Origin of the sequence: Candidatus Corynebacterium faecigallinarum, from assembly GCF_052264515.1 — a bacterium.
GTDB lineage: Bacteria > Actinomycetota > Actinomycetes > Mycobacteriales > Mycobacteriaceae > Corynebacterium > Corynebacterium faecigallinarum.
This window is the reverse complement of sequence record NZ_JBQQOC010000015.1, coordinates 58,505-79,788: the sequence shown is the minus strand read 5'-3', so window position 1 is coordinate 79,788 and position 21,284 is coordinate 58,505. Positions and strand designations below refer to the sequence as shown.

General features: G+C 67.9%; 16 protein-coding genes. 11 read left to right on the top strand and 5 right to left on the bottom strand.

All coding sequences use genetic code 11. The annotated features are described in order from the left end of the window. From ACTXPP_RS09345 to prfB, 3 genes are all read right to left on the bottom strand, one after another. Window positions 1–231 (bottom strand): HepT-like ribonuclease domain-containing protein (locus tag ACTXPP_RS09345; protein ID WP_443341904.1); only part of this gene is annotated, 231 nt, incomplete at its 3' end. Then, window positions 228–551, bottom strand: a complete 324-nt coding sequence (locus tag ACTXPP_RS09340; RefSeq protein WP_301497880.1) for a nucleotidyltransferase family protein — start codon at window positions 549–551, stop codon at window positions 228–230. The genes ACTXPP_RS09345 and ACTXPP_RS09340, both read right to left, overlap by 4 nt. Before the next feature lie 47 nt (window positions 552–598). Further along, window positions 599–1,732, bottom strand: a complete 1,134-nt coding sequence (prfB, locus tag ACTXPP_RS09335; protein WP_443341903.1) for a peptide chain release factor 2 — start codon at window positions 1,730–1,732, stop codon at window positions 599–601. A gap of 90 nt (window positions 1,733–1,822) precedes the next feature. Here prfB and ACTXPP_RS09330 point away from each other — a divergent pair, with 90 nt between their 5' ends. The 11 genes from ACTXPP_RS09330 to pgi all read left to right on the top strand — a co-directional run bounded on the left by ACTXPP_RS09330 (window position 1,823) and on the right by pgi (window position 19,707). After that, window positions 1,823–2,692 (top strand): inositol monophosphatase family protein, encoded by an 870-nt coding sequence (locus ACTXPP_RS09330; protein ID WP_443341902.1) that lies wholly within the window; start codon window positions 1,823–1,825, stop codon window positions 2,690–2,692. Window position 2,693: 1 nt separating this feature from the next. Beyond that, window positions 2,694–4,415, top strand: a complete 1,722-nt coding sequence (locus ACTXPP_RS09325) for a glycoside hydrolase family 13 protein (protein ID WP_443341900.1) — start codon at window positions 2,694–2,696, stop codon at window positions 4,413–4,415. A 52-nt stretch (window positions 4,416–4,467) separates the two neighbouring features. Next, window positions 4,468–6,942, top strand: a complete 2,475-nt coding sequence (locus ACTXPP_RS09320; RefSeq protein WP_443341899.1) for a glycogen/starch/alpha-glucan phosphorylase — start codon at window positions 4,468–4,470, stop codon at window positions 6,940–6,942. Window positions 6,943–7,051: 109 nt separating this feature from the next. After that, window positions 7,052–9,388: a 1,4-alpha-glucan branching protein GlgB gene (glgB, locus tag ACTXPP_RS09315; protein WP_443341897.1), complete on the top strand. Its 2,337-nt coding sequence runs from the start codon at window positions 7,052–7,054 to the stop codon at window positions 9,386–9,388. After that, on the top strand, window positions 9,381–10,694 hold the full coding sequence (gene glgC / locus ACTXPP_RS09310) for a glucose-1-phosphate adenylyltransferase (RefSeq protein WP_443341896.1): 1,314 nt from the start codon (window positions 9,381–9,383) through the stop codon (window positions 10,692–10,694). The genes glgB and glgC overlap by 8 nt, the downstream gene beginning before the upstream one ends. A 109-nt stretch (window positions 10,695–10,803) precedes the next feature. Beyond that, window positions 10,804–12,339: a glycogen synthase GlgA gene (glgA, locus tag ACTXPP_RS09305; protein WP_443341894.1), complete on the top strand. Its 1,536-nt coding sequence runs from the start codon at window positions 10,804–10,806 to the stop codon at window positions 12,337–12,339. Then, complete coding sequence (gene glgX / locus ACTXPP_RS09300; RefSeq protein WP_443341893.1) at window positions 12,336–14,588, top strand: glycogen debranching protein GlgX; 2,253 nt, start codon at window positions 12,336–12,338, stop codon at window positions 14,586–14,588. The genes glgA and glgX overlap by 4 nt, the downstream gene beginning before the upstream one ends. A gap of 423 nt (window positions 14,589–15,011) precedes the next feature. Continuing rightward, entirely contained in the window at window positions 15,012–15,890 is an 879-nt protein-coding gene (gene hisN / locus ACTXPP_RS09295; RefSeq protein WP_301524605.1) for a histidinol-phosphatase, read from the top strand. Between the two features lie 9 nt (window positions 15,891–15,899). Then, entirely contained in the window at window positions 15,900–16,688 is a 789-nt protein-coding gene (locus ACTXPP_RS09290; protein ID WP_301524604.1) for an isocitrate lyase/PEP mutase family protein, read from the top strand. Between the two features lie 81 nt (window positions 16,689–16,769). After that, entirely contained in the window at window positions 16,770–17,897 is a 1,128-nt protein-coding gene (locus ACTXPP_RS09285) for a glycerol dehydrogenase (RefSeq protein ID WP_301497030.1), read from the top strand. A gap of 136 nt (window positions 17,898–18,033) precedes the next feature. Beyond that, window positions 18,034–19,707, top strand: coding sequence for a glucose-6-phosphate isomerase (gene pgi, locus ACTXPP_RS09280; protein ID WP_301497036.1), 1,674 nt, complete (start codon window positions 18,034–18,036; stop codon window positions 19,705–19,707). Window positions 19,708–19,731: 24 nt separating this feature from the next. On the opposite strand, the gene ACTXPP_RS09275 is transcribed toward pgi, so the two are convergent. Both ACTXPP_RS09275 and ACTXPP_RS09270 read right to left on the bottom strand, forming a co-directional pair. Continuing rightward, complete coding sequence (locus ACTXPP_RS09275) at window positions 19,732–20,586, bottom strand: DNA-formamidopyrimidine glycosylase family protein (RefSeq protein ID WP_443341890.1); 855 nt, start codon at window positions 20,584–20,586, stop codon at window positions 19,732–19,734. A 95-nt stretch (window positions 20,587–20,681) separates the two neighbouring features. Next, on the bottom strand, window positions 20,682–21,284 hold the full coding sequence (locus ACTXPP_RS09270) for an HAD family hydrolase (RefSeq protein ID WP_301497034.1): 603 nt from the start codon (window positions 21,282–21,284) through the stop codon (window positions 20,682–20,684).

Sequence of the window (21,284 nt, the reverse complement as noted above, 5' to 3'; positions counted from 1 at the left end):
GATGTTTCGGAACCCTCTGATCTCCGGCCATGGGATCTCAGGATGTGAGGCGGTAACCGACCGAGATAAATGGTTGGCAGCCTCGCCAACCACCTGAAGGTTCCGCTCGACAGCATCCATTGCCATATTCGCCAGATCAGCATCATCACTGGTCAACGAGACGCTGTATCTCTCGCACCGATCGATCGCCCGAAGAATATCGGATATCCCGTCGATATCTCCCCTACTCACAGAGGAACCGCGTCTTTCATCGCAGTAGCGGACACGCCGTCCCGGAGAAGCCCCACAGGAACCACATCGATATCGTCCCGACCGAACAACTCACGGGTCTCTTCCAACAACCCGGATGCCCTCATCAGGAGATTCCCGTCAACGGGATCCATGTCAACGAGAATGTCGATGTCGCTGCCTTCGTGCGCGTCCCCCCTAGCTACCGATCCAAACAGCTTCGGATTCGTCGCCCGATACCTGGCCAACAGCACATCGAACTCGCGACGATGCGTGTCTATGACACTACGCAGGTCGCGGTTCGGGACTGTCGGTGTACTCATGCCACCGATAGTACCGAGGCAACGCCGTGAAATCTCCCCTCGACGACCTACGCGTCCTCGCCCTGCTGCTGGGCCATACGCCAACGGATACCCGCCTCGAGCAGGCCGTCGATGTCACCGTCGAGCACCTTGGAGGGGTCGTTGACCTCGAAGTTGTTCCGCAGGTCCTTGACCATCTGGTACGGGTGCAGCACATAGGAGCGCATCTGGTTGCCCCAGGAGTTCGAACCGTCACCACGCAGCGCATCCATCTCCGCGGCCTCCTCCTGACGCTGGCGCTCCAGCAGCTTCGCCGCCAGAACCCGCATCGCCGAAGCCTTGTTCTGGATCTGCGACTTCTCGTTCTGGCAGGTCACCACAATGCCGGTGGGCTCGTGGGTCAGACGCACCGCCGAGTCGGTGGTGTTCACCGACTGGCCACCGGGGCCGGAGGAACGGTACACGTCCACGCGCACCTCGTTCTCGTCGATGTCGACATGGTCGCTGGTCTCCACCACGGGCAGCACCTCGACCTCGGCGAACGAGGTCTGGCGGCGTCCCTGGTTGTCGAAGGGGCTGATGCGCACCAGGCGGTGGGTGCCCTGTTCCACCGACAGGGTGCCGTACATGTAGTCGCCGCGGACGACGAAGGTCGCGGACTTGATGCCGGCCTCCTCGGCGTAGGAGATGTCGTAGACCTCGACCTTGTGACCGTTCTTCTCCGCCCAGCGGGTGTACATGCGCATCAGCATCTCAGCCCAGTCGGCGGCGTCCACACCACCGGCGGCCGAGCGGATGTTCACCACGGCCTCGCGGGAGTCGTACTCCCCGGAGAGCATGGTGGTGACCTCCAGGGACTCGATGTCGGTCTTCAGCTCGTCGAGCTCGGCGTCGGCCAGTTCCTTCGCCTCGGCCCCCTCTGCGGCGTCCTCGGCACCGGCCTCGTCGGCCATCTCGTACATGACCGGCAGGTCGTCCAGCCGGGAGCGCAGACCCCGGACCTTCTTCAACCGTGCCTGCACGTGGCTCAACTGCGACGTGACCTGCTGGGCGTGCTCGGGGGCGTCCCACAGCGACGGGTCGGCGGCCTGCTCCTCGAGTTCGCGGGATCGCGAATCCAACTCGTCGAGGTCGAGCACCTTCTCGATGGTGGTGAGGGTGGTGTCCAGGTCGTCGATCGCTGAGGTCACATCGGGCTGCATGGTCCCCCACTCTACCTGCCCATGTCCCTCGTACCGTCAACAGTGCCCCACCCGCTGCAGGCCGACGCACTCCGGGGCACAATAGCCGGTATGACTCAGCCGTCTCAGCCGTCCCAGTCGAACCAGCCGATCCCCGAAGAGGCACTCAAAGCCGTCACCAAGACCTTCATCATCTCCCATGAGCGCGACGATGACGCCGCTCTGGCCCAGGCGCTGGTCTACAACGCCGGACGTCTCGCCTGGCGGATGCGTGAGGCCGGTCTGACCACCGAGTTCAAGACCTCGGTCTCCGACGTCGTCACCGCCGCCGACCGGGCGGCGGAGGACTTCATCGCCGAGACCCTGCGCACCCTGCGCCCGGAGGACGGCCTGCTCGGCGAGGAGGGCACCGTCGCCGAGGGGTCGTCCGGACGTACCTGGGTCATCGACCCGGTCGACGGCACCTACAACTTCACCACCGGCTCCGACTACTGGTGCTCCGCCCTGGCCCTGGTCGAGGGCGATCCGGAGGATCCGGACAAGCTGGTCTTCGGTGCGGTGCACCGTCCGGCGATGGGCTACACCTGGTTCGGCGGCGCAGGCATCCCCACCACCCTGGACGGCAATCGGCTGGGCTCCCTGGCGGACCTGCCACCCGCTGAATCCAGCCTCAGTGGCTACCTGCACCCCACCGACATCGCCACCCCGGAGCTCAACAACATCTTCACCAAGGTGGTCAGCCAGTTCGCCACGGTCCGGTTCAAGGGTTCGGCGTCGGTGGACATGGCCACGGTCGCCTCCGGCAACCGCAGCTGCTGGGTCCAGCACAGCGTCCTGCCGTGGGACCTGCTGCCGGGCCGCGCGCTGGTGGAAGGCGTGGGGGGACGCTGCGAGCGGGTCACCGCCGGCGGGCGGACCTGGTCGGTCGCCGGGTCACCGTCCTGCGTCAAGGCGGTCACCGAGCAGCTCAAGGCGGTGTGAGATGTGGTGGCGTGATGCGGTGATCTACCAGGTCTACCCGCGGTCCTTCGCGGATTCGAACGGCGACGGGATCGGCGATCTGCCGGGTATCGCCGCCCACCTGGGCCACCTCGTCGACCTGGGCGTCGACGCGGTGTGGATCTCGCCCTTCTATCCCTCGCCGCAGAACGACGCCGGCTACGACGTCGCCGACTACTGCGGGGTGGACGCTCTGTTCGGTGACCTGGACGACGCCGACACCCTCATCACCGAGGCGCACCGGCTGGGCCTTCGGGTGATCGTGGACCTGGTGCCCAACCACACCAGTGACGCCCACCCGTGGTTCCAGCGGGCACTGGCCGCCGACCCGGGGTCCCCGGAGCGCGACTGGTACATGTTCCAGGACCTGGCGGACTCCGATGTCCCGGCGAACCCGACGATCCTGCCGAACAACTGGGAGTCGAACTTCGGCGGCCCGGCGTGGTCCACCGTCACCACGGCCACCTCAGACGACACAGACGACACAGCCGGCACAGAGGCGACCCAGTGGTACCTGCACCTCTTCGACGCCAGCCAACCCGACCTGAACTGGCAGAACCCGGCGGTCCGGGAGGCTTTCCTCGACGTGCTGCGGTTCTGGCTGGACCGCGGGGTGGACGGCTTCCGCGTGGATGTCGCCCACGGCATGGTCAAGGCCCCGGGGCTGCCGGACGTCGCCGAGGGCTCCCACCAGTCCGATGCGATGGCCGAGGAGGTCACCCCCTACTGGGACCAGGACGGGGTCCACGAGATCTACCGCACCTGGCGTGAGGTGCTCGACAGCTACCCCGGTGAGCGGATCATGGTCGCCGAGGCGTGGGTGCAGCCGGTCGACCGGATCGCCCGGTACGTCCGGCCCGGTGAGCACCACCAGGCGTTCAACTTCTCCTTCCTGGACACCCCCTGGGACGCGGCGAAGCTGCGGGCCACGATTGCCGAGTCCTTCCGGGTGACCTCGCAGGTCGGCGCGCCGACGACGTGGGTGCTGTCGAACCATGACGTGATCCGTCACGCCACCCGCCTGGCGTTGGACCCCTCGGAGTTCGTCACCCAGCTGGCCGGGCCGGTGACGGTACCGGAGCGCAGCCTGGGGCTGCGTCGGGCCCGGGCGGCGACCACGCTGATGCTGGCACTACCGGGCAGCGCCTACCTGTACCAGGGCGAGGAGCTGGGCCTGCCGGAGGTGCTCGACCTGCCGGACGATGCGCGTCAGGACCCGACGTTCGCCCGCACCGACGGGCAGCGTTTGGGACGCGACGGGTGCCGTGTGCCGATCCCGTGGCGGGCCGCCGACGTCACTGGCGTCACCGACGGCTCAGGCACGGTACAGGACGCTGCGGCGGCACCGGCCGCACCGTGGTTGCCGCAGCCGGCCGAGTTCGCTGCCCTCGCCGTCGACCAGCAGCAGGACGACCCGGAGTCCACACTGTCGCTGTACCGGCGGTTGCTGGCGCTACGCCGCGAACTGGGCCTGGGGGCCGGTGAACTCACCATCGTGGACCCGGATTCCGACCCGACCCTCAACAGTGACCTGGTGGTCGTCGACGTCGACTCCGGAGAGCCCCCGCAGACCCGCGTGGTGGCGAACCTCGGCACCGCCGACTGGCCCATTCCTGCTGGTTACAGAATTATCACCACCAGCGATCCGGGCATCTCCGATACCCTGCCCTCCGACTGCGCAGTGTGGCTGACTCGCTTAGTATGACGGTATCGCCGGGAGCCCCTCCCGGGCCGACACTGATCACACCTGGAGCGCCATGTCCGAGAGACTGCCCGTTCACGGAGTGGAGTATGACGACCTCTCACTCCCCGAACCCACACAGAAGGCCTTCCGTTGGTGGCTGCTGCACCACCTGCAGTTCACCGTCGGAAAAGACCCGGACCACGCGTCGAAGACCGACTGGCGCCTGGCACTGACCCACACCATCCGCGACCGCGCGCTGACCCCCTGGTTCGCCTCCACCCGGCGTACCTGGGCCGAGGACCGCAAGCGCGTCCACTACCTGTCGATGGAGTTCCTCATCGGCCGGCTTCTGGAGGACGCCACGATCAACCTCGGCCTGCGCGAGGTCGCCGGCAACGTCCTCGACGACATGGGCCTGAGCTTCGCCGAGCTCACCGACGACGAGCCGGACGCCGCCCTGGGCAACGGTGGTCTGGGCCGACTGGCTGCCTGCTACATGGAGTCCATGGCGACCCTGGGCTGCCCCGCTTTCGGCTACGGGCTGCGTTACGAGCACGGCCTGTTCAAGCAGGGCTTCGACCACGGCCGTCAGATCGAGACCCCGGAGGACTGGCTGGCCACGGAGAGCCCGTGGAACTTCACCCGACCCGAATCGTCCTACGATGTCGGCTTCGGCGGCGAGCTCTCCGACTCCGACGACGACCCGTCGACCCGCATCTGGACGCCGCGGGCCCGGGTGCGCGCCGCCGCGCACGACACCCCGGTCATCGGCTACAACGGCGTCTGGGGCAACACCCTGCGCCTGTGGGCGGCGATCCCCACCGCCGACCTGTTCAACCTGGAGCGGTTCAACCGCGGCGAGTTCGTCGCCGCGTCCAACCACGAGACGCTGGCCCGGTCCCTGTCCCGGGTGCTCTACCCCAACGACTCGACCTCCCAGGGCAAGCAGCTGCGGCTGTCGCAGGAGTACTTCCTGACCTCGGCTTCGGTGCAGGACATTCTGCGCCGCTACCTGACCAACCACTCCGACCTGCGGGACCTGCCGGACTACGTGGCGATCCAGATGAACGACACCCACCCGGCGATCGCCGGGCCGGAGCTGATCCGCCTGCTCGTCGACGAGCACCACATGCCCTTCGACACCGCCTGCGACATCACCACCGCCGTGCTGGGCTACACCAACCACACGCTGCTGCCGGAGGCGCTGGAACGCTGGTCGGTGGAGCTGATGGCCGCCCAGCTGCCGCGACACCTGGAGATCATCGAGCGCCTGGACCGTCGCGAGGTGGAACTGCACGGCCCGCGCCCCGAGGGGCTCAACCTCATCGGCGACGGCCACGTGAAGATGGGTGACCTCGCGTTCGTCACCAGCCACAAGGTCAACGGCGTCTCCGCACTGCACAGTGACCTGGTCAAGCGGGACCTCTTCCCGGAGCTGAACGCCCGCCACCCCGGCCGGATCCTGAACGTCACCAACGGTGTCACCCCGCGCCGCTGGGTGAAGCTGGCGAACCCGCCGCTGGCCGAGCTGATCTCCGACACCGTCGGTGAGGGCTGGGAGACCGACCTGGACCGGCTGCGTGGCCTGGAGGAACATGTCGACGAGCCCGGTTTCCTCGCCGCCTTCGGGGAGGCCAAACTCCACGCCAAGCAGCGCCTGGCGGACTGGCTCGCCGAGCACCACGACATCGAGATCCCGACGGACGCCCTGTACGACGTGCAGATCAAGCGTCAGCACGAGTACAAGCGCCAGCTGCTGAACATCCTGTGGACCATCGCCCACTGGCAACGGATCAAGCGCGACCCGACCAATGGCGGTAAGGGCTGGGTGCCGCGGGTGAAGATCTTCGGCGGTAAGGCGGCGGCGAGCTACCACACCGCCAAGACCATCATCCAGCTGATCAACGATGTCGCCCAGGTGGTCAACAACGATCCGGACACCAAGGACCTGCTGCAGGTGGTCTTCCCACCGAACTACGACGTCTCGATGGCGGAGAAGCTCATCCCCGCCGCCGACCTGTCGGAGCAGATCTCCACCGCCGGCATGGAGGCGTCCGGTACCGGCAACATGAAGTTCGCGCTCAACGGTGCGCTGACCATCGGCACCCTCGACGGGGCGAACGTGGAGATCCGCGAGCACGTCGGCGCGGAGAACTTCTTCCTCTTCGGCATGACCACCGACGAGGTCGCCGAGCGTCGCTCGCAGTTCGGGCACGCCCGTGCCGCGGTGGAGGAGAGCCAGGCGCTTCGGGATGTGCTGCAGGCCATCGCCGAGGGCACGTTCAGCCCTGATGAGCAGTACCGCTTCGGTGGGCTGGTGGACGACATGTGGAACGGCGACTGGTTCCTGGTCGCCTCCGACTTCGACTCCTACGACGCCGCCCAGGCCGAGGTCGACGCCGCCTACGCCGACCCGGCACGCTGGCAGCGCATGGCGGTGCTCAACGTCGCCCGGATGGGCTACTTCAGTTCCGACCGCGCGGTGGCCGAGTACATGGAGAAGATCTGGGACATCCCGTCCGCACTCGCCGACGGCCCCGACGCGTAGAACCTTTCGGGGGCTAACCTCCCCCGCCAGCCACCGCCCCTGCGCGGGTGCGCCTATCGTGGTTCGATAAGGCCACCCCGTCATGGAGGTCAACCGGAAGGAGCCGCTCATGACTACGGATCCACGGGACGCACCGGGAACCCCGGGAACCCCGGACGACCACGATGTCGCGCTGATCACTGCGGGTCGACACCCCGACCCGTTCGCGGTGCTCGGACCCTGCGGGGCCGGGGAACCCGGCGCGTCCAGCGGCACTGTCGGCACTGTCGGCACTGTCGGCACTGGCGGCGCTGTCACCGGCACTGGTGGCACCGCCGCCCCCGGTCCGGGCCACCTGGTGGTCCACCTCCCCGGCGCGCAGCGGGTGGAGGCGGTCAACGACACCGACGCCCACGACCTGGAACGCTACGGCGACACCAGTGTCTTCACCGGCGACCTGCTGCCCTTCTACCGGCTGCGGGTCACCTGGCCCGACGGCACCACCGAGGACCGGGAGGACCCCTACCGCTTCGGCCCGGTGATGGGCAGTCTCGACGAGTACCTCATCGGCGAGGGTTCCCACCACCGGCTGTGGGAGGTGCTGGGCGCCCACCCGACCACCCACGAGGGGGTCGACGGTGTGCACTTCGCCGTCTGGGCCCCCAACGCGTCCCGGGTGTCGGTGGTCGGCGACCACAACAACTGGGACGCTACCGTGCATCCCATGCGTTCCCGCGGTGCGACCGGGGTGTGGGAGATATTCCTGCCCGGGCTCTCCGAGGGTGCGGTCTACAAGTACGACATCCTCGCCGCCGACGGCACCGCGCTGCCGCTGAAGGCCGACCCGCTGGGCACCGGTGCGGAACTGCCCCCGGCCACCGGCTCGGTGGTGCGCGCCACCGGCACCCACGACTGGGCCGATGCCGCGTGGATGGCCGAGCGGGCCGACCCGGACACACCTGGAATCAACGACTACGACCGGCCGGTGAGCATCTACGAGGTCCATCTCGGCTCGTGGCGTCGACACTCCGACGGCACCGTGAAGACCTACCTGGAGCTCGCCATCGAACTGGTCGAATACGTCCGTGACCTGGGCTTCACCCATATCGAGGTCATGCCGGTCACCGAGTACCCCTTCGACGGCTCCTGGGGCTACCAACCGATCGGGATGTACGCCCCCACCGTGCGCTACGGCACCCCGGCGCAGTTCGCCGCCTTCGTCGACGCCGCCCACGCCGCCGGGCTCGGCGTGCTGGCCGACTGGGTGCCCGGCCACTTCCCCACCGACGCCCACGGGCTGCGCCGCTTCGACGGCACCGCCCTCTACGAGCACCTCGACCCCCGCGCCGGTTTCCATCCGGACTGGAACACCCAGATCTTCAACTACGGGCGTCCCGAGGTGCGCAACTACCTGGTCTCCAACGCCCTGTACTGGATGGCGGAGTACCACCTCGACGGCCTGCGCGTCGACGCGGTGGCCTCGATGATCCACCGCAACTACTCGCGGGAGCCCGGCCAGTGGATCCCCAACGAGGACGGCGGTGCGGAGAACTACGAGGCCATCGAGTTCGTCCGGGAGACCACCGCCCAGACCGCCGAGCTCCACCCCGGGGTCACGCTGATCGCCGAGGAGTCGACCACCTTCCCCGCGGTCACCGGCCCACCGTCGGGCAAGGCCGCCGGGCTGGGGTTCGACTACAAGTGGAACCTCGGCTGGATGAACGACTCCCTGACCTACTTCGGCAAGGACCCGGTGTACCGGCGGTACCACCATGACCAGCTGACCTTCGGGTTGACCTACGCTTTCACCGAACGTTTCGTCCTGCCGATCAGCCACGACGAGGTCGTGCACGGCAAGGGCTCCATGTACGGACGCATGCCCGGCAGCCACGCCGACAAGATCGGCAACCTCCGTGCCTTCTACGGCTACATGTGGGGCTACCCGGGCAAAAAGCTGCTGTTCATGGGCTGCGAGTTCGGCCAGCCGGCCGAATGGGACTTCGCCGACGAGTTGGAGTGGGCCGCCCTCGGTGATGCCGGGCACGCCGGGCTGCGCACCCTGGTCCGTGACCTCAACCAGCTCTACCGCGAGCAGCCGGCCCTGCACGTCCGCGACTGCGACCCCGGCGGGTTCCAGTGGCTCACCTTCGACGGGGAGCACGGTTCCACCGAGGGCGACCAGGTCTTCGCCTGGATCCGGCGGGGGCATCCCGGCGACCCGCACGTGGTCGTGGTGCTCAACCTGGCCCCGGTCGAGCGCACCGGCTACCGGGTCGGTTTCCCCGTCCCCGGACGGTGGATCGAGGCGCTGAACACCGACTCCTCGTTCTACAGCGGCGCCAACCGTGGCAACACCGGCGCGATCGAGACCGAGGACGTCCCGCTCGGCAGCCAGGCACAGTCCGCCCTACTCACCCTTCCACCCCTGTCTGCCATCTACTTCGTAGAGGAACACCACCATGACTGAACGTTCTGTCCCCGCACCCCGCCAGACCCCGACCCGCATCGGTGCCGCACCCCGACTCTCCAGCCAGACCATGGCTTTCGTCCTCGCCGGCGGACGCGGTAGCCGCCTGCAGGAACTCACCGACCGCCGGGCGAAACCGGCGGTGCAGTTCGGCGGCAAGACCCGCATCATCGACTTCGCCCTGTCCAACGCCCTGAACTCCGGCATCCGCCGTATCGCGGTGGCCACCCAGTACAAGGCGCACTCGCTGATCCGCCACATGCAGCGTGGCTGGAACTTCCTGCGGGCCGAGCGCAATGAGTTCCTCGACATCCTGCCGGCCAGCCAGCGGGTGGACGAAGGAAAGTGGTACATGGGTACCGCCGATGCGGTGACCCAGAACATCGACATCGTCGACGACTACAACGTCAAGTACGTCATCGTGCTCGCCGGTGACCACGTCTACAAGATGGACTACGAGGTGATGCTGCAGCAGCACGTCGACACCGGGGCGAAGGTCACCGTGGGTTGTCTGACCGTCCCGCGGGAGGAGGCCAGCGGCTTCGGCGTGATGGACGTCGACGACTCCGGCAAGATCGTCGACTTCCTGGAGAAGCCCGCCGACCCGCCCGGCACCCCGGACGACCCGGACCAGTCCCTGGCCTCGATGGGTATCTACGTCTTCGAGTGGAAGTTCCTGCGCGAGCTGCTGCGCGCCGATGCCGTCGACCCCTACTCCCGGCACGACTTCGGCCACGACATCATCCCCGCCCTGGTCAAGGACGGAACAGCCTGCGCCCACCGGTTCAGCGAATCCTGCGTGATGAGCGGACTGGAGTCACGCCCCTACTGGCGTGACGTCGGTACGGTGGACTCCTTCTGGCAGGCCAACATCGACCTCACAGAGTTCATCCCGGCTCTGGACCTCTACGACAACTCCTGGCCGATCTGGACCTACTCGGAGATCGTGCCGCCGGCGAAGTTCATCCACGATGACGCCGAACGTCGGGGCCAGGCCATCCAGTCGATGGTCGCCGGTGGCTGCATCATCAGTGGTTCGGAGGTCTACAACTCCCTGCTGTTCACCAACACCCGGGTGAGGTCCTTCAGCACCCTGGACCACACGGTGGCACTACCGGGGGTGCAGATCGACCGGCGGGCCCGACTGACCAAGTGTGTGCTCGACAGTCAGGTGCACATCCCGGAGGGGCTGGTGGTCGGTGAGGACGCCGAGGAGGACGCCCGCTGGTTCCGCCGCTCCCCCGGCGGCATCACCCTGATCACCCAGCCGATGTTGGACGCCCGGACCCGTGAGCTGGGGCTCTAGGGACTCCGCCGTCCACCGCACCGGCCATCACCGGCCGGCGTCCGCCACCGGCGCCCGCCACACCGCCCGTCCGGCTGTCCACCTGCCCTGAGGAGAAACTGGAGTCACCATGGCTGCCGCCCGTCGCCCCCGCTCAACCCGCCGCGTCCTGTCCGTGGCCTCGGAGTGCGCCCCACTGTTGAAGACCGGTGGGCTCGCCGACGTCGTCGGGGCCCTGCCCGCCGCCCTCGAACCTTTCGGCTACACCAGCCGCGTCCTGATGCCGTGCTATCCCGGGCTCGCCGAGAAGGTCACCGAACTCGCCACCGCCGACGGCGCCCCTGGTAACCGCGGCCGGCTGCGCCGGGTCTGGTACACCGATGACCTCTTCGGCGGACCGGCGACCGTACGGCGGGGGGTGTGCGGCGGGTTGGACGTGATGCTGCTCGACGCCCCGCACCTGTTCGACCGTCCCGGCGGCCCCTACTCCGTCGACGGTCACGACCACCCGGACAACCACGTGCGTTTCGCCGCCCTGTCCTGGGTCGCCGCCCGCATCGCCGTGGAGGGCGCCTCCGACCGATGGCGTCCGGACGTGGTGCACGCCCATGACTGGCAGGCCGGGCTGACACCGTCCTACCTGAAATACGCAGGCTCGGACATCCCCAGTGTGCTGACCATCCACAACATGGCCTTCCAGGGGGTGTTCGGGCCCGACCAACTCGACAGGCTGCGGCTGCCCACCTGGGACTTCCACCCCGATGCGCTGGAGTACCACGGCCTGGTCAGCACCCTGAAGGCCGGGATGGTGCACGCCAGCCACGTCACCACCGTCAGCCCGACCTACGCCGGTGAGCTGACCAGCCCCGACTTCGGCTTCGGCCTGGAGGGAGTCGCCGCCGCCCGCAGCTACCGCGGGGAGATGACCGGCATCCTCAACGGCACCGACACCACGGTGTGGGATCCGGCGACCGACCCCCAGGTCATCCCCTTCGGCCCGGACAGCCCCGGCGGGGTCGGTGGGGCGGGCAAGGCCGCCAACCGTGCCGCCCTGCTGGAGGAGTTCTCCCTCCCGGAGCCGGACGGACCGTTGGCGGTGGTGGTCACCCGACTGTCCTACCAGAAGGGCATCGACCTGCTGATCGACGCGCTGCCCGGTTTCCTCGACGCCGGCGGCGCGGCCATCATCCTGGGCTCCGGCGACCCCGGCTACGAGGACGGCCTGCGTGGGCTCGCCGCCCGCCACCCAGACGCGGTGCGGGTGCACATCGGCTACGACGAGGCACTGAGCCACCGGATGTACGCCGGCGGCGACATCGTGCTCGTCCCGTCCCGTTTCGAGCCCTGCGGGCTGACCCAGATGTACGGGCAGCGCTACGGGACCATCCCCGTCGTCGCCGCCACCGGCGGGCTGCGTGACACCGTCACCGACGCCACCCCGGACGCCCTGGCCGACGGTAGCGCCACCGGAATCAGCTTCGGTGACGCCTCCCTCGGTGGTGTCATCGACGCCGGCGGGCTCAGCTTCGCCCTGGGCCGGGCCGTGGACCTGTACGCCGACACCGTGGCGTGGGAGCGGCTGCGTGATCAGGCGATGCGTAAAGACGTGTCCTGGGACGTGTCCGCGTCGTCCTACGCCGAGCTATTCGGTACGCTGCTGCAATGACTGAAATGCCGGTGACCCACGCCCGTCCCTGGCCGCTGGGGGTCACCCCCACCGGCACCGGGGTCAATGTCGCGGTGTGGGCACCGGATGCCGACCAGGTCGAGTTCTGCGTCTTCAGCGGTGGGCAGGGCACAGACGGGGACGGCGCGGACGGAGCAGACACCGCCGAGCAGCGGTTCGTCCTGCCCCACACCGACGGCGGCGTGCGCTACGGCCACGTCCCCGGCATCGGCGTCGGGGCCCGCTACGGCCTGCGCGCCGCCGGCCCCCACGACCCGAACCACGGCCTGCGGTTCAACCCCGCCAAGCTCCTGGTCGACCCCTACGCCCGCGCCATCGAGTCCCCGCTGCGCTGGGACCCGCTGATGGGTGGTGACGCCGAAGCCCCCGACAACGACTGCACCGCCGACCCCCGGGACAGTGCCCCGGTGATGCCGAAGTGCATCGTCACCCCGGCACCGGGTGAAACCGGCGGGGCCGGGGACAGGGACAGAGACAGAGGCTGGGACGGTGACCCCGACCCGGCGTCCAACCGTCCCCACCACGACGCCGGCGACCTGGTGATCTACGAGGCCCACCTCAAAGGTCTCACCGCCGCACACCCGGATGTGCCGGAGGAACTGCGGGGCACCTACGCCGGACTGGCCTCCGCCCCGATGATCGCCCACCTGAACCGGTTGGGGGTCACCACCGTGGAGCTGCTGCCGCTGCAGGGCTTCATCGACGACCGCCACCTGGTGACCAACAACCAGGTGAACTACTGGGGCTACCAGCCGATCACCTGGTTCGCCCCCGAGCCCCGCTATGCCACCGGCCAGCGCGGCGAGAATGCCGCCGCCGAGTTCCGCCGGATGGTCCACACCCTGCACGAGGCAGGCATCGAGGTCATCGTCGACGTGGTCTACAACCACACCGGGGAAGGCGACGAGCACGGGCCCACGTTGAGCCTTCGCGGGTTGGACAATGCCGGCTACTACCGGCTGCTCGACGGCGGGACGGTCGGCCCGGGCCGCCACTACGTCAACGACACCGGCACCGGCAACACCATCGCCGCCGACCGTCCGCAGGTACTCCGGTTGATCATGGACAGTCTGCGTTACTGGGTCACTGAACTGGGCGTCGACGGGTTCCGCTTCGACCTGGCGGCGACGCTGGGCCGCGGCACCGGCGGTTTCGATCCCTCGGCGGCCTTCTTCCAGGCCGCACGCCAGGACCCGGTGTTGTCGGGTGTGAAGCTGATCGCCGAACCGTGGGACATCGGGCCCGGCGGCTACCAGCTGGGGAGCTTCCCCCACCCGTGGTCGGAATGGAACGACTCCTTCCGCGACAGCGTGCGCAAGGCCTGGCGCGGCGACGACAACGGAAAGACCGACCTCGGCTCCCGCCTGCTCGGCTCCGCCGGACAGTTCGACCACAGTGGGCGTCCGGCGACGGCGTCGGTGAACCTGGTGACCGCCCACGACGGTTTCACCCTGGCCGACGTGGTGTCCTACTCCCGGAAGCACAACGAGGCCAACGGGGAGGGAAATGCCGACGGCCACGGCGAGAACTTCTCCGACAACCTCGGCGAGGAGGGGCCGACCCGCGACCTGGAGATCCTGCGGGCCCGGGTGCGGCGCTACAGCGGGATCCTGGCCACCCTGTTCGTCTCCCAGGGGATACCGATGCTGCTCGCCGGCGATGAGTTCGGCAACTCCCAGGGCGGCAACAACAACGCCTACACCCAGGACAACCCGACCGGGTGGATCAACTGGGACTCCGCCGATTCCGCCCTGTTCGACCTGACCTGCCGTCTGATCGCCATGCGCCGCCGGATGCCGGTGCTGCGCCAGAAAGCGTTCCTGCACAGTCGTCGTCGGGACGACGGGCACCGGGACGTGCAGTGGTGGCGTGCCGACGGCACCAAGCCCAGCCACGATGACTGGCACGACCCGCAGTGGAAGACCGTCGGCGTGGAACTGCGCGGGGCCGCCGGGGACCCGGTCGGCGAAGCACTGGAGGACGCCGCCTTCGTGGTGGTCAACCTGGGTGGAGACACCGAGGTGGTGCTGCCGGACGCCGGGGACGGCCGGGAGTGGGTTCTGCAGATCGACACCGCCCGGGCCATCGGGACGGTGCTCGGTGAGGCGGTCGGCGGTGCCGGTGCTGAAGCAGATGCTGATGCCGACAGCGACGGCGAAGCGTCCTGCCGGGCCCCCTATCCTGTGGCCGCCCAGTCGGTGGTGGTGTTCGCCGCCGTCGACGCGTGACCGACCACGCGATCCATCACACCTCTTCGTCTGCGGCACCACGAACGACAACGCCCTGACCTGCAGTTATCACGATGTGGGAATTCGAAGAGGTGTGATAGATGACGAGCCGGGTGCCTACTCAGCAGCCACCCGGCGCGAGCACGGCGCGAGCACGACGCGAGCACGACGCGAGCACGACGCGTGATCCCGCCACCCGGTCGTACACGGTGGTTCCGGACGGGCGCAGGACGCCCCACAGTCCGGCGCCGATGATGCTGCGTGGACCAGCAAACCCACCGGAAACCCCCCCGACTGTTTCCGAGGTTCTTTGCGAGGTTCTTTCCGAGGCCGTTAACGAGTCATTTCGATGCTGAAAACGTCCCCCGAACACCCACCCCTGCATACTGCACCCGCTGGCCACGCGGCCTATCCTTGGACACCATGAGCACGCCAGCACAGGATCCCGCGACCGGAACCGCCGCCACCGGAACCCACTACTCCGACGACCTCTCCCTCGCCCTCAACCTGGCCAACGCCGCCGACGACCTCACCATGGACCGGTTCGAGGCCGGGGACCTCCAGATCGAGACCAAACCCGACCTCACCCCGGTCTCCGACGCCGACACCGCCACCGAATCCCGGCTGCGTGAACTGCTGTCCACCCACCGCCCCGACGACGCCGTCCTCGGCGAGGAGTTCGGCGGCGATGTCACGCTCACCGGTCGCCAGTGGGTCATCGACCCGATCGACGGCACCAAGAACTTCGTCCGCGGTGTGCCGGTCTGGGCCACGCTGATCTCCCTGCTGGTCGACGGGAAACCGGTCGTCGGCGTGGTGTCCGCCCCCGGGCTGGCCCGCCGCTGGTGGGCTGCCGAGGGCATGGGTGCCTGGCGCACTTTCGGCGCCGACCAGGCCCGCCGGATGTCCGTCTCCGGGGTGTCCGATGTCGCCGACTCGTCGATCTCGCTGTCCTCCCTCGACGGCTGGCGCACCGTCGGACGACGCGACCAGCTCGTCGCCCTCACCGATTCCGCCTGGCGGCTGCGCGGCTTCGGCGACTTCTGGTCCTACTGCATGGTCGCCGAGGGCACCGTGGACGTCGCCGCCGAGCCCGAGGTCAGCCTCTGGGACCTCGCCGCTCTCGACGTCATCGTCCGCGAGGCCGGTGGCACCTTCACCTCCCTCGACGGAACACCGGGCCCGCACGAGGGCTCGGCCGTGGCGTCCAACGGCCTGCTGCAGGACGCCGTGCTGTCCGCACTGGAACCCGGGGAATCATCCGGAAATCAACTGGATTCGTGTTCTCCCGCAGACGCTTAGCCTTGTGTTATGAGCGCAGAGAACACCACACCACAGGAAAATCTTACGGAGAAGGCCCAACGCCTTCTTGACCTCCACCACGGCCACTCCCCGGTCGTCCTACCCACCGTGTGGGACGCCTGGAGCGCCCACACCGCCGTCGACGCCGGGTTCGCCGCACTGACCGTCGGCTCCCACCCGGTCGCCGACTCCCTCGGCTACTCCGACGGCGAGAACACTCCCCTCGACCTCTACTTCGCCGCGGTCGCCCGCATCACCGGGGCCGTCGACGTGCCTGTGTCCGTGGACGTCGAGTCCGGCTACGGTCTCGACGCCGCCGACCTGGTCGGCCGTGTCCTGGAAGCCGGCGCCGTCGGCGTCAACGTCGAGGACACCGTCCACTCCGACGACTCCTGCCGTGCCGCCGAGGACCACGGCGCCTACATCGCGGCGATCCGCGCAGCCGCCGAGGAACACGGAGTGCACCTGGTGATCAACGGGCGCACCGACGCCTTCACCAAGGACGGTGAAGACGAGGCGAAGCTGCAGGACGCCCTGAACCGGCTCGCCATCCTGGAGAAGTCCGGCGCGGACTCCCTGTACCCGGTGGGCATCCCCTCCACCGCGGTGCTGACCACCATCCTCGAGACCGTCTCCACCCCGGTGAACATCACCGCCCACCCGGTCGACGGCGGCATCCCCGACGGCATCGACCTGGCCACCGCCAGCAAGCTCGGCGTGGGACGCATCTCCTTCGGCCCGCTGTTCCAGGCGTCGCTGAAGGACGCCGCCGGCCCGGTGCTGGAGCGCTGGACCTGAGCGTCCGGGCCCCGGCACCAACCCCAGAACGAAAAAATCTCTGATCAGGGAAAACCCCAACTGAAAGGACACCAACCTACCGTGACCTCCATCGACCGCGTCTACACCAGCCCGTCCCGCTACGTCCAGGGCGCCGGGGTCATCGACCGCGCCGCCGGTTACCTCGCCCCGCTGGGCACCTCCCCGCTGATCATCACCGACGACATCGTGTGGGGTATCGCCGGTGAGCAGCTCGAGAACTCGCTGAACTCCGACGAGGACACCGACCAGAACGCCACCCACGAGATCTTCGGCGGAGAAGCCTCCTACAAGGAGATCGAGCGCATCTCCGAGGTCGCGTCCTCCCGTGGCTCCGACGTCATCATCGGCCTCGGCGGCGGCAAGATCATCGACACCGCCCGTGCGGTCGCCGACAAGGGCGGACTGCCGGTCGCCATCTTCCCCACCGCCGTCTCCGCGGACGCACCGACCGCCCGCGTCTCGGTGATCTACACCGACGACGGCGTCTTCGACTCCTACCTCTTCTACGACCGCAACCCCGACCTTGTCGCCGTGGACACCACCGTCATCGCCAACGCCCCGGTGAACACCCTGCGCTCCGGCATCGGCGATGCTCTGGCCACCTCGGTGGAGGCACGCGCGGTCGCCCGGGCGAACTCCCGTCGCATGGACGACACCGCACGTCCCACCCTGGCCGGTATCGCCCTCGCCGAGAAGTGCGAGGAGACCCTGTTCGCCTACGCCCACCAGGCTCTGCGCGACAACGAGGCACACATCGCCAGCCGCGCGCTGGAGAACATCGCCGAGGCCAACACCCTGCTGTCCGGTCTCGGGTTCGAGAACGGTGGCCTGGCCGCGGTCCACGCCATCCACAACGGGTTCACCGCGCTCTCGGGCGACATCCACCACAAGTCGCACGGTGAGAAGGTCTCCTTCGGCATCGGCGTGCAGCTGGTCCTGGAGGGTGCCCCGAAGGAGGAGCTGGACCGCTTCATCGGCTTCCTGCAGTCGGTCGGGCTGCCGACCACGCTGGAGGAGATCAACCTGCCCGAGGTCTCCGACGAGGACCTGTTCCGCATCGCCGAACTGGCCGTGTCCCCCGACGAGACGCTGAAGCAGCTGCCCGGCGAGTACAGCGCCGCCGATGTCGTCCAGGCCATCAAGGCCGCGGACAACTACGCCCACGGCCTGAAGGAACGTACCGCCTGAGTAGGGCGTCCTGCCGACCCGTCACTCGCCCCTTCGCAGCGGCAGAGCGGTATTTTCCGCTACCGTGGTGACGGAGAACACCATCAGCAGCGAAAGGGCGACACCAGTGACGTTCACCGTCCCGAACACCACACCCGTGACGAAAACTCCTGAATGGCAGGCTCTGGTCGCCCACGCCACACAGGCCAAGGGCACCACCATCAAGGACCTGTTCCGGGACGACCCCGGTCGCGCCGGTGACATGACCTTCGACGCTGGCCCGCTGCACGTCGACCTGTCCAAGAACCTCGCCGACGAGAACACCCTGCGCCTGCTGACCAACGTCGCACGCGCGATGGGCATCGAGAACTACCGGCAGTCCATGTTCAACGGTGAGCACATCAACACCACCGAGGACCGGGCCGTCCTGCACACCGCCCTGCGCATCCCGATCGAGCAGGACATGACCGTGGACGGGCAGGACGTCGCCGAGGACGTGCACGGCGTCCTCGGCCGGATGCGTGACCTGGCCCGCGCACTGCGCAAGGGTGACTGGCGCGGAGTCACCAACCACACCATCAAGAACGTGGTGAACATCGGCATCGGCGGCTCCGACCTGGGTCCGGCGATGGCGGCGAAGGCGCTGCGTCCCTACTGCACCGCCGGCATCACCCCCTACTTCGTGTCGAACGTCGACCCGTCGGACATCACCTCCACCCTCGACGGGCTCGACCCGGAGTCCACCCTCTTCGTGGTCTCCTCGAAGACCTTCACCACCTCCGAGACCCTCGCCAACGCCCACGCCGCGAAGCGCTGGCTGCTGCGCGAGCTGGGCCACACCGGTGTCGACGTGAAGGACGATGCGGTGGTCAAGGACGCCGTCGCCAAGCACTTCGTCGCAGTCTCCACCAACGCCGAGGCCGTCGCCGAGTTCGGCATCGACACCCGGAACATGTTCGGTTTCTGGGACTGGGTCGGCGGCCGCTACTCGGTGGACTCCGCGATCGGCCTGTCGCTGATGGCTGCGATCGGACCGCGTGACTTCATGGAGTTCGTCGGCGGCTTCCACGAAGTGGACAACCACTTCTACTCCGAGCCGCTGGAGATGAACGTTCCCGTCCTCATGGGTCTTCTGGGGGTCTGGTACACCTCGGTGCTCGGCTCCCAGTCCCACCTGGTGCTGCCCTACTCGGACGACCTCGCGGACTTCCCGTCCTACCTGCAGCAGCTGATGATGGAGTCCAACGGTAAGTCACGGCGCCTCAACGGCGACCTGACCACCGTGGAGACCGGGGAGGTCTACTGGGGCGCTCAGGGCACCAACGGACAGCACGCCTTCATGCAGCTGATCCACCAGGGCACGCACCTGATCCCGACGGACTTCATCGGCTTCGTCAACCCGCACACCGACGCCGTCGCCTCGGACGGCGAGACCAGCATGCACGACATGCTGCTGTCGAACTTCCTGGCACAGTCCCGCGTGATGGCCTTCGGCCGTGACGAGGACGAGGTGCGTGAGGCCGGTGTCGAGGAGGAGCTGGTCCCGCACAAGGTGATGCCGGGTAACCGTCCCTCGACGACGATCGTGGCCGACAAGCTGACCCCGCGGACCCTGGGCGCCCTGATCGCACTGTACGAGCACATCGCCTTCGTGCAGGGACTTGTCTGGGGCATCAACAGCTTCGACCAGTGGGGTGTGGAGCTCGGCAAGAAGCGGGCCAATGAGCTGCTGCCGAAGCTGGGTGCCAACAACGGTGGCGCGGACGTGTCCACCGGTGACTCCTCGACGGATTCGCTGACGAAGCACATCCTGCGCAACCGTCGGCGGTAGGTGAACGAGCCCTGTCAGCGCGGCTCAGCCCGGCTGGCAGACGGGGCACCACCAGATGACGCGCTCGAGCTCGCCCTCGTCGCCGTCGGCATCGACGCCTCCGAGGAAGCTCTTGAGGATCGGTGCCCCGCACCGCCGGCAGGCTTTTTCCGCCCGGCCGAAGACGTAGTTTCCCATGCCGGGGCGCCGGTCTCCGGTGAACAGGCGCCGTGGCTCCATACGGTTCTCCCACATCACCTTGCGTGACAGGTCGAGCAGGTGGGCGGCGGTCTCCTCCGCGCCTTCCCCCTCACCTGTCGGACGGCGGGGGTCGACTCCGGCGAGGAAGCACACCTCCGCCCGGTACTCATTGCCGATCCCGGCGACGTTGCGCTGGTCCAGCAGGGCTGCGCCGATAGTGCGCTCAGGGCGGGCGAGGATGCGCTGCAGTGCTTCATCGCGGTGAGACAGCCCGGAAGTCGCATCGGCCCAGTCGGGGGCGAGGATGTCCGGACCAAGGTGCCCGACCACTTGGTCGTAGTCTGACCGGTCGAAGAGCCGGACGAAGCCCAGGGAGTGCCCGACGACCTCGATCTCAGGGCCTCCCGTGTGCTGTGGGGCGAAACGGAGGACGGTCCGGGCGGTGTGGCCGGGGCGCCGCCACCGGGTGCCGGCGGTGTGGATCGACCAGACGCCCTCCATCTTCAGGTGGGTGTGAAGCACCCGACCGGAGAAATCGATGAAAAGGTGCTTCCCGTATGGCCAGACGTCTGTGACGGTGCGTCCTGCGAGATTCTCGGTGGCGAAGCGGGGAACGCGAATGTCGGAGCGAGTGATGGTTCGGCCCGACATCCACTGCATACGCTCGGAGAGCTGCAGGACGGAATCACCCTCTGGCATGAGTCCCCCTTTCCTGAGCTCTCTGGTGTTGACCTCTACGTTGGATTCGCTCTCACACTACTCTGCAGCCACCAAGCGGAGTCCTGCACAGTTCACTACAGTTTTTCGAACAGCTCAGCCAGTGACTCGACCCGCATCGTGGCGGTCCTCGCCTCCGGCCGCTGTGACTGGATGACTCCCCACGGACCCCGACGAATATGACAGGTCAAAAGTCCTGCGTCCGCAGCAGGGACGATGTCGTTGTCGACGCGATCCCCCACATAGAGAACCTGCTCCGGTGCGCAGCCACACACGTCGACGAGCTTGGTGAAGAACTCCGGTGAAGGCTTTTCCACACCCCATCCGGTCGACGAGGCCACGAAATCCGCCGGAAGGCCCATGTCCTTGAGGAGCGACTCCGTTCTCTCCGGTTGATTGCCTGCGATGCCAACCGTGATGCCCAGGCGGCGGAGGTCTTTCAGGAACTCTGCCGCGTCCGGGTAGAGGTCCGACGCAGCGTGTTCCGGCCAGTACCGGGGTCGATCAATGCCAAGTTCGTCCCAAATCTCCCGGTGGTCCCGCCCCCGCGCGATCAGCCCACCGAGCGTGGCCATGAAGGTGAATCGAGGGACCCCGACCTGGTCGGCGAGTTCGGACCACAAGGCGGACTCGTCGACCAGTGTCTCTCCAAGATCGCACACCACCGCCGAGATCCTCAT

Excerpts from the sequence above, each read along its gene's own strand:
- ACTXPP_RS09340 (WP_301497880.1), bottom strand. The coding sequence starts at position 551 with ATGAGTACACCGACAGTCCCGAACCGCGACCTGCGTAGTGTCATAGAC.
- prfB (WP_443341903.1), bottom strand. The coding sequence starts at position 1,732 with ATGCAGCCCGATGTGACCTCAGCGATCGACGACCTGGACACCACCCTC.
- ACTXPP_RS09330 (WP_443341902.1), top strand. The coding sequence starts at position 1,823 with ATGACTCAGCCGTCTCAGCCGTCCCAGTCGAACCAGCCGATCCCCGAA.
- ACTXPP_RS09325 (WP_443341900.1), top strand. The coding sequence starts at position 2,694 with ATGTGGTGGCGTGATGCGGTGATCTACCAGGTCTACCCGCGGTCCTTC.
- ACTXPP_RS09320 (WP_443341899.1), top strand. The coding sequence starts at position 4,468 with ATGTCCGAGAGACTGCCCGTTCACGGAGTGGAGTATGACGACCTCTCA.
- glgB (WP_443341897.1), top strand. The coding sequence starts at position 7,052 with ATGACTACGGATCCACGGGACGCACCGGGAACCCCGGGAACCCCGGAC.
- glgC (WP_443341896.1), top strand. The coding sequence starts at position 9,381 with ATGACTGAACGTTCTGTCCCCGCACCCCGCCAGACCCCGACCCGCATC.
- glgA (WP_443341894.1), top strand. The coding sequence starts at position 10,804 with ATGGCTGCCGCCCGTCGCCCCCGCTCAACCCGCCGCGTCCTGTCCGTG.
- glgX (WP_443341893.1), top strand. The coding sequence starts at position 12,336 with ATGACTGAAATGCCGGTGACCCACGCCCGTCCCTGGCCGCTGGGGGTC.
- hisN (WP_301524605.1), top strand. The coding sequence starts at position 15,012 with ATGAGCACGCCAGCACAGGATCCCGCGACCGGAACCGCCGCCACCGGA.
- ACTXPP_RS09290 (WP_301524604.1), top strand. The coding sequence starts at position 15,900 with ATGAGCGCAGAGAACACCACACCACAGGAAAATCTTACGGAGAAGGCC.
- ACTXPP_RS09275 (WP_443341890.1), bottom strand. The coding sequence starts at position 20,586 with ATGCCAGAGGGTGATTCCGTCCTGCAGCTCTCCGAGCGTATGCAGTGG.
- ACTXPP_RS09270 (WP_301497034.1), bottom strand. The coding sequence starts at position 21,284 with ATGAGGATCTCGGCGGTGGTGTGCGATCTTGGAGAGACACTGGTCGAC.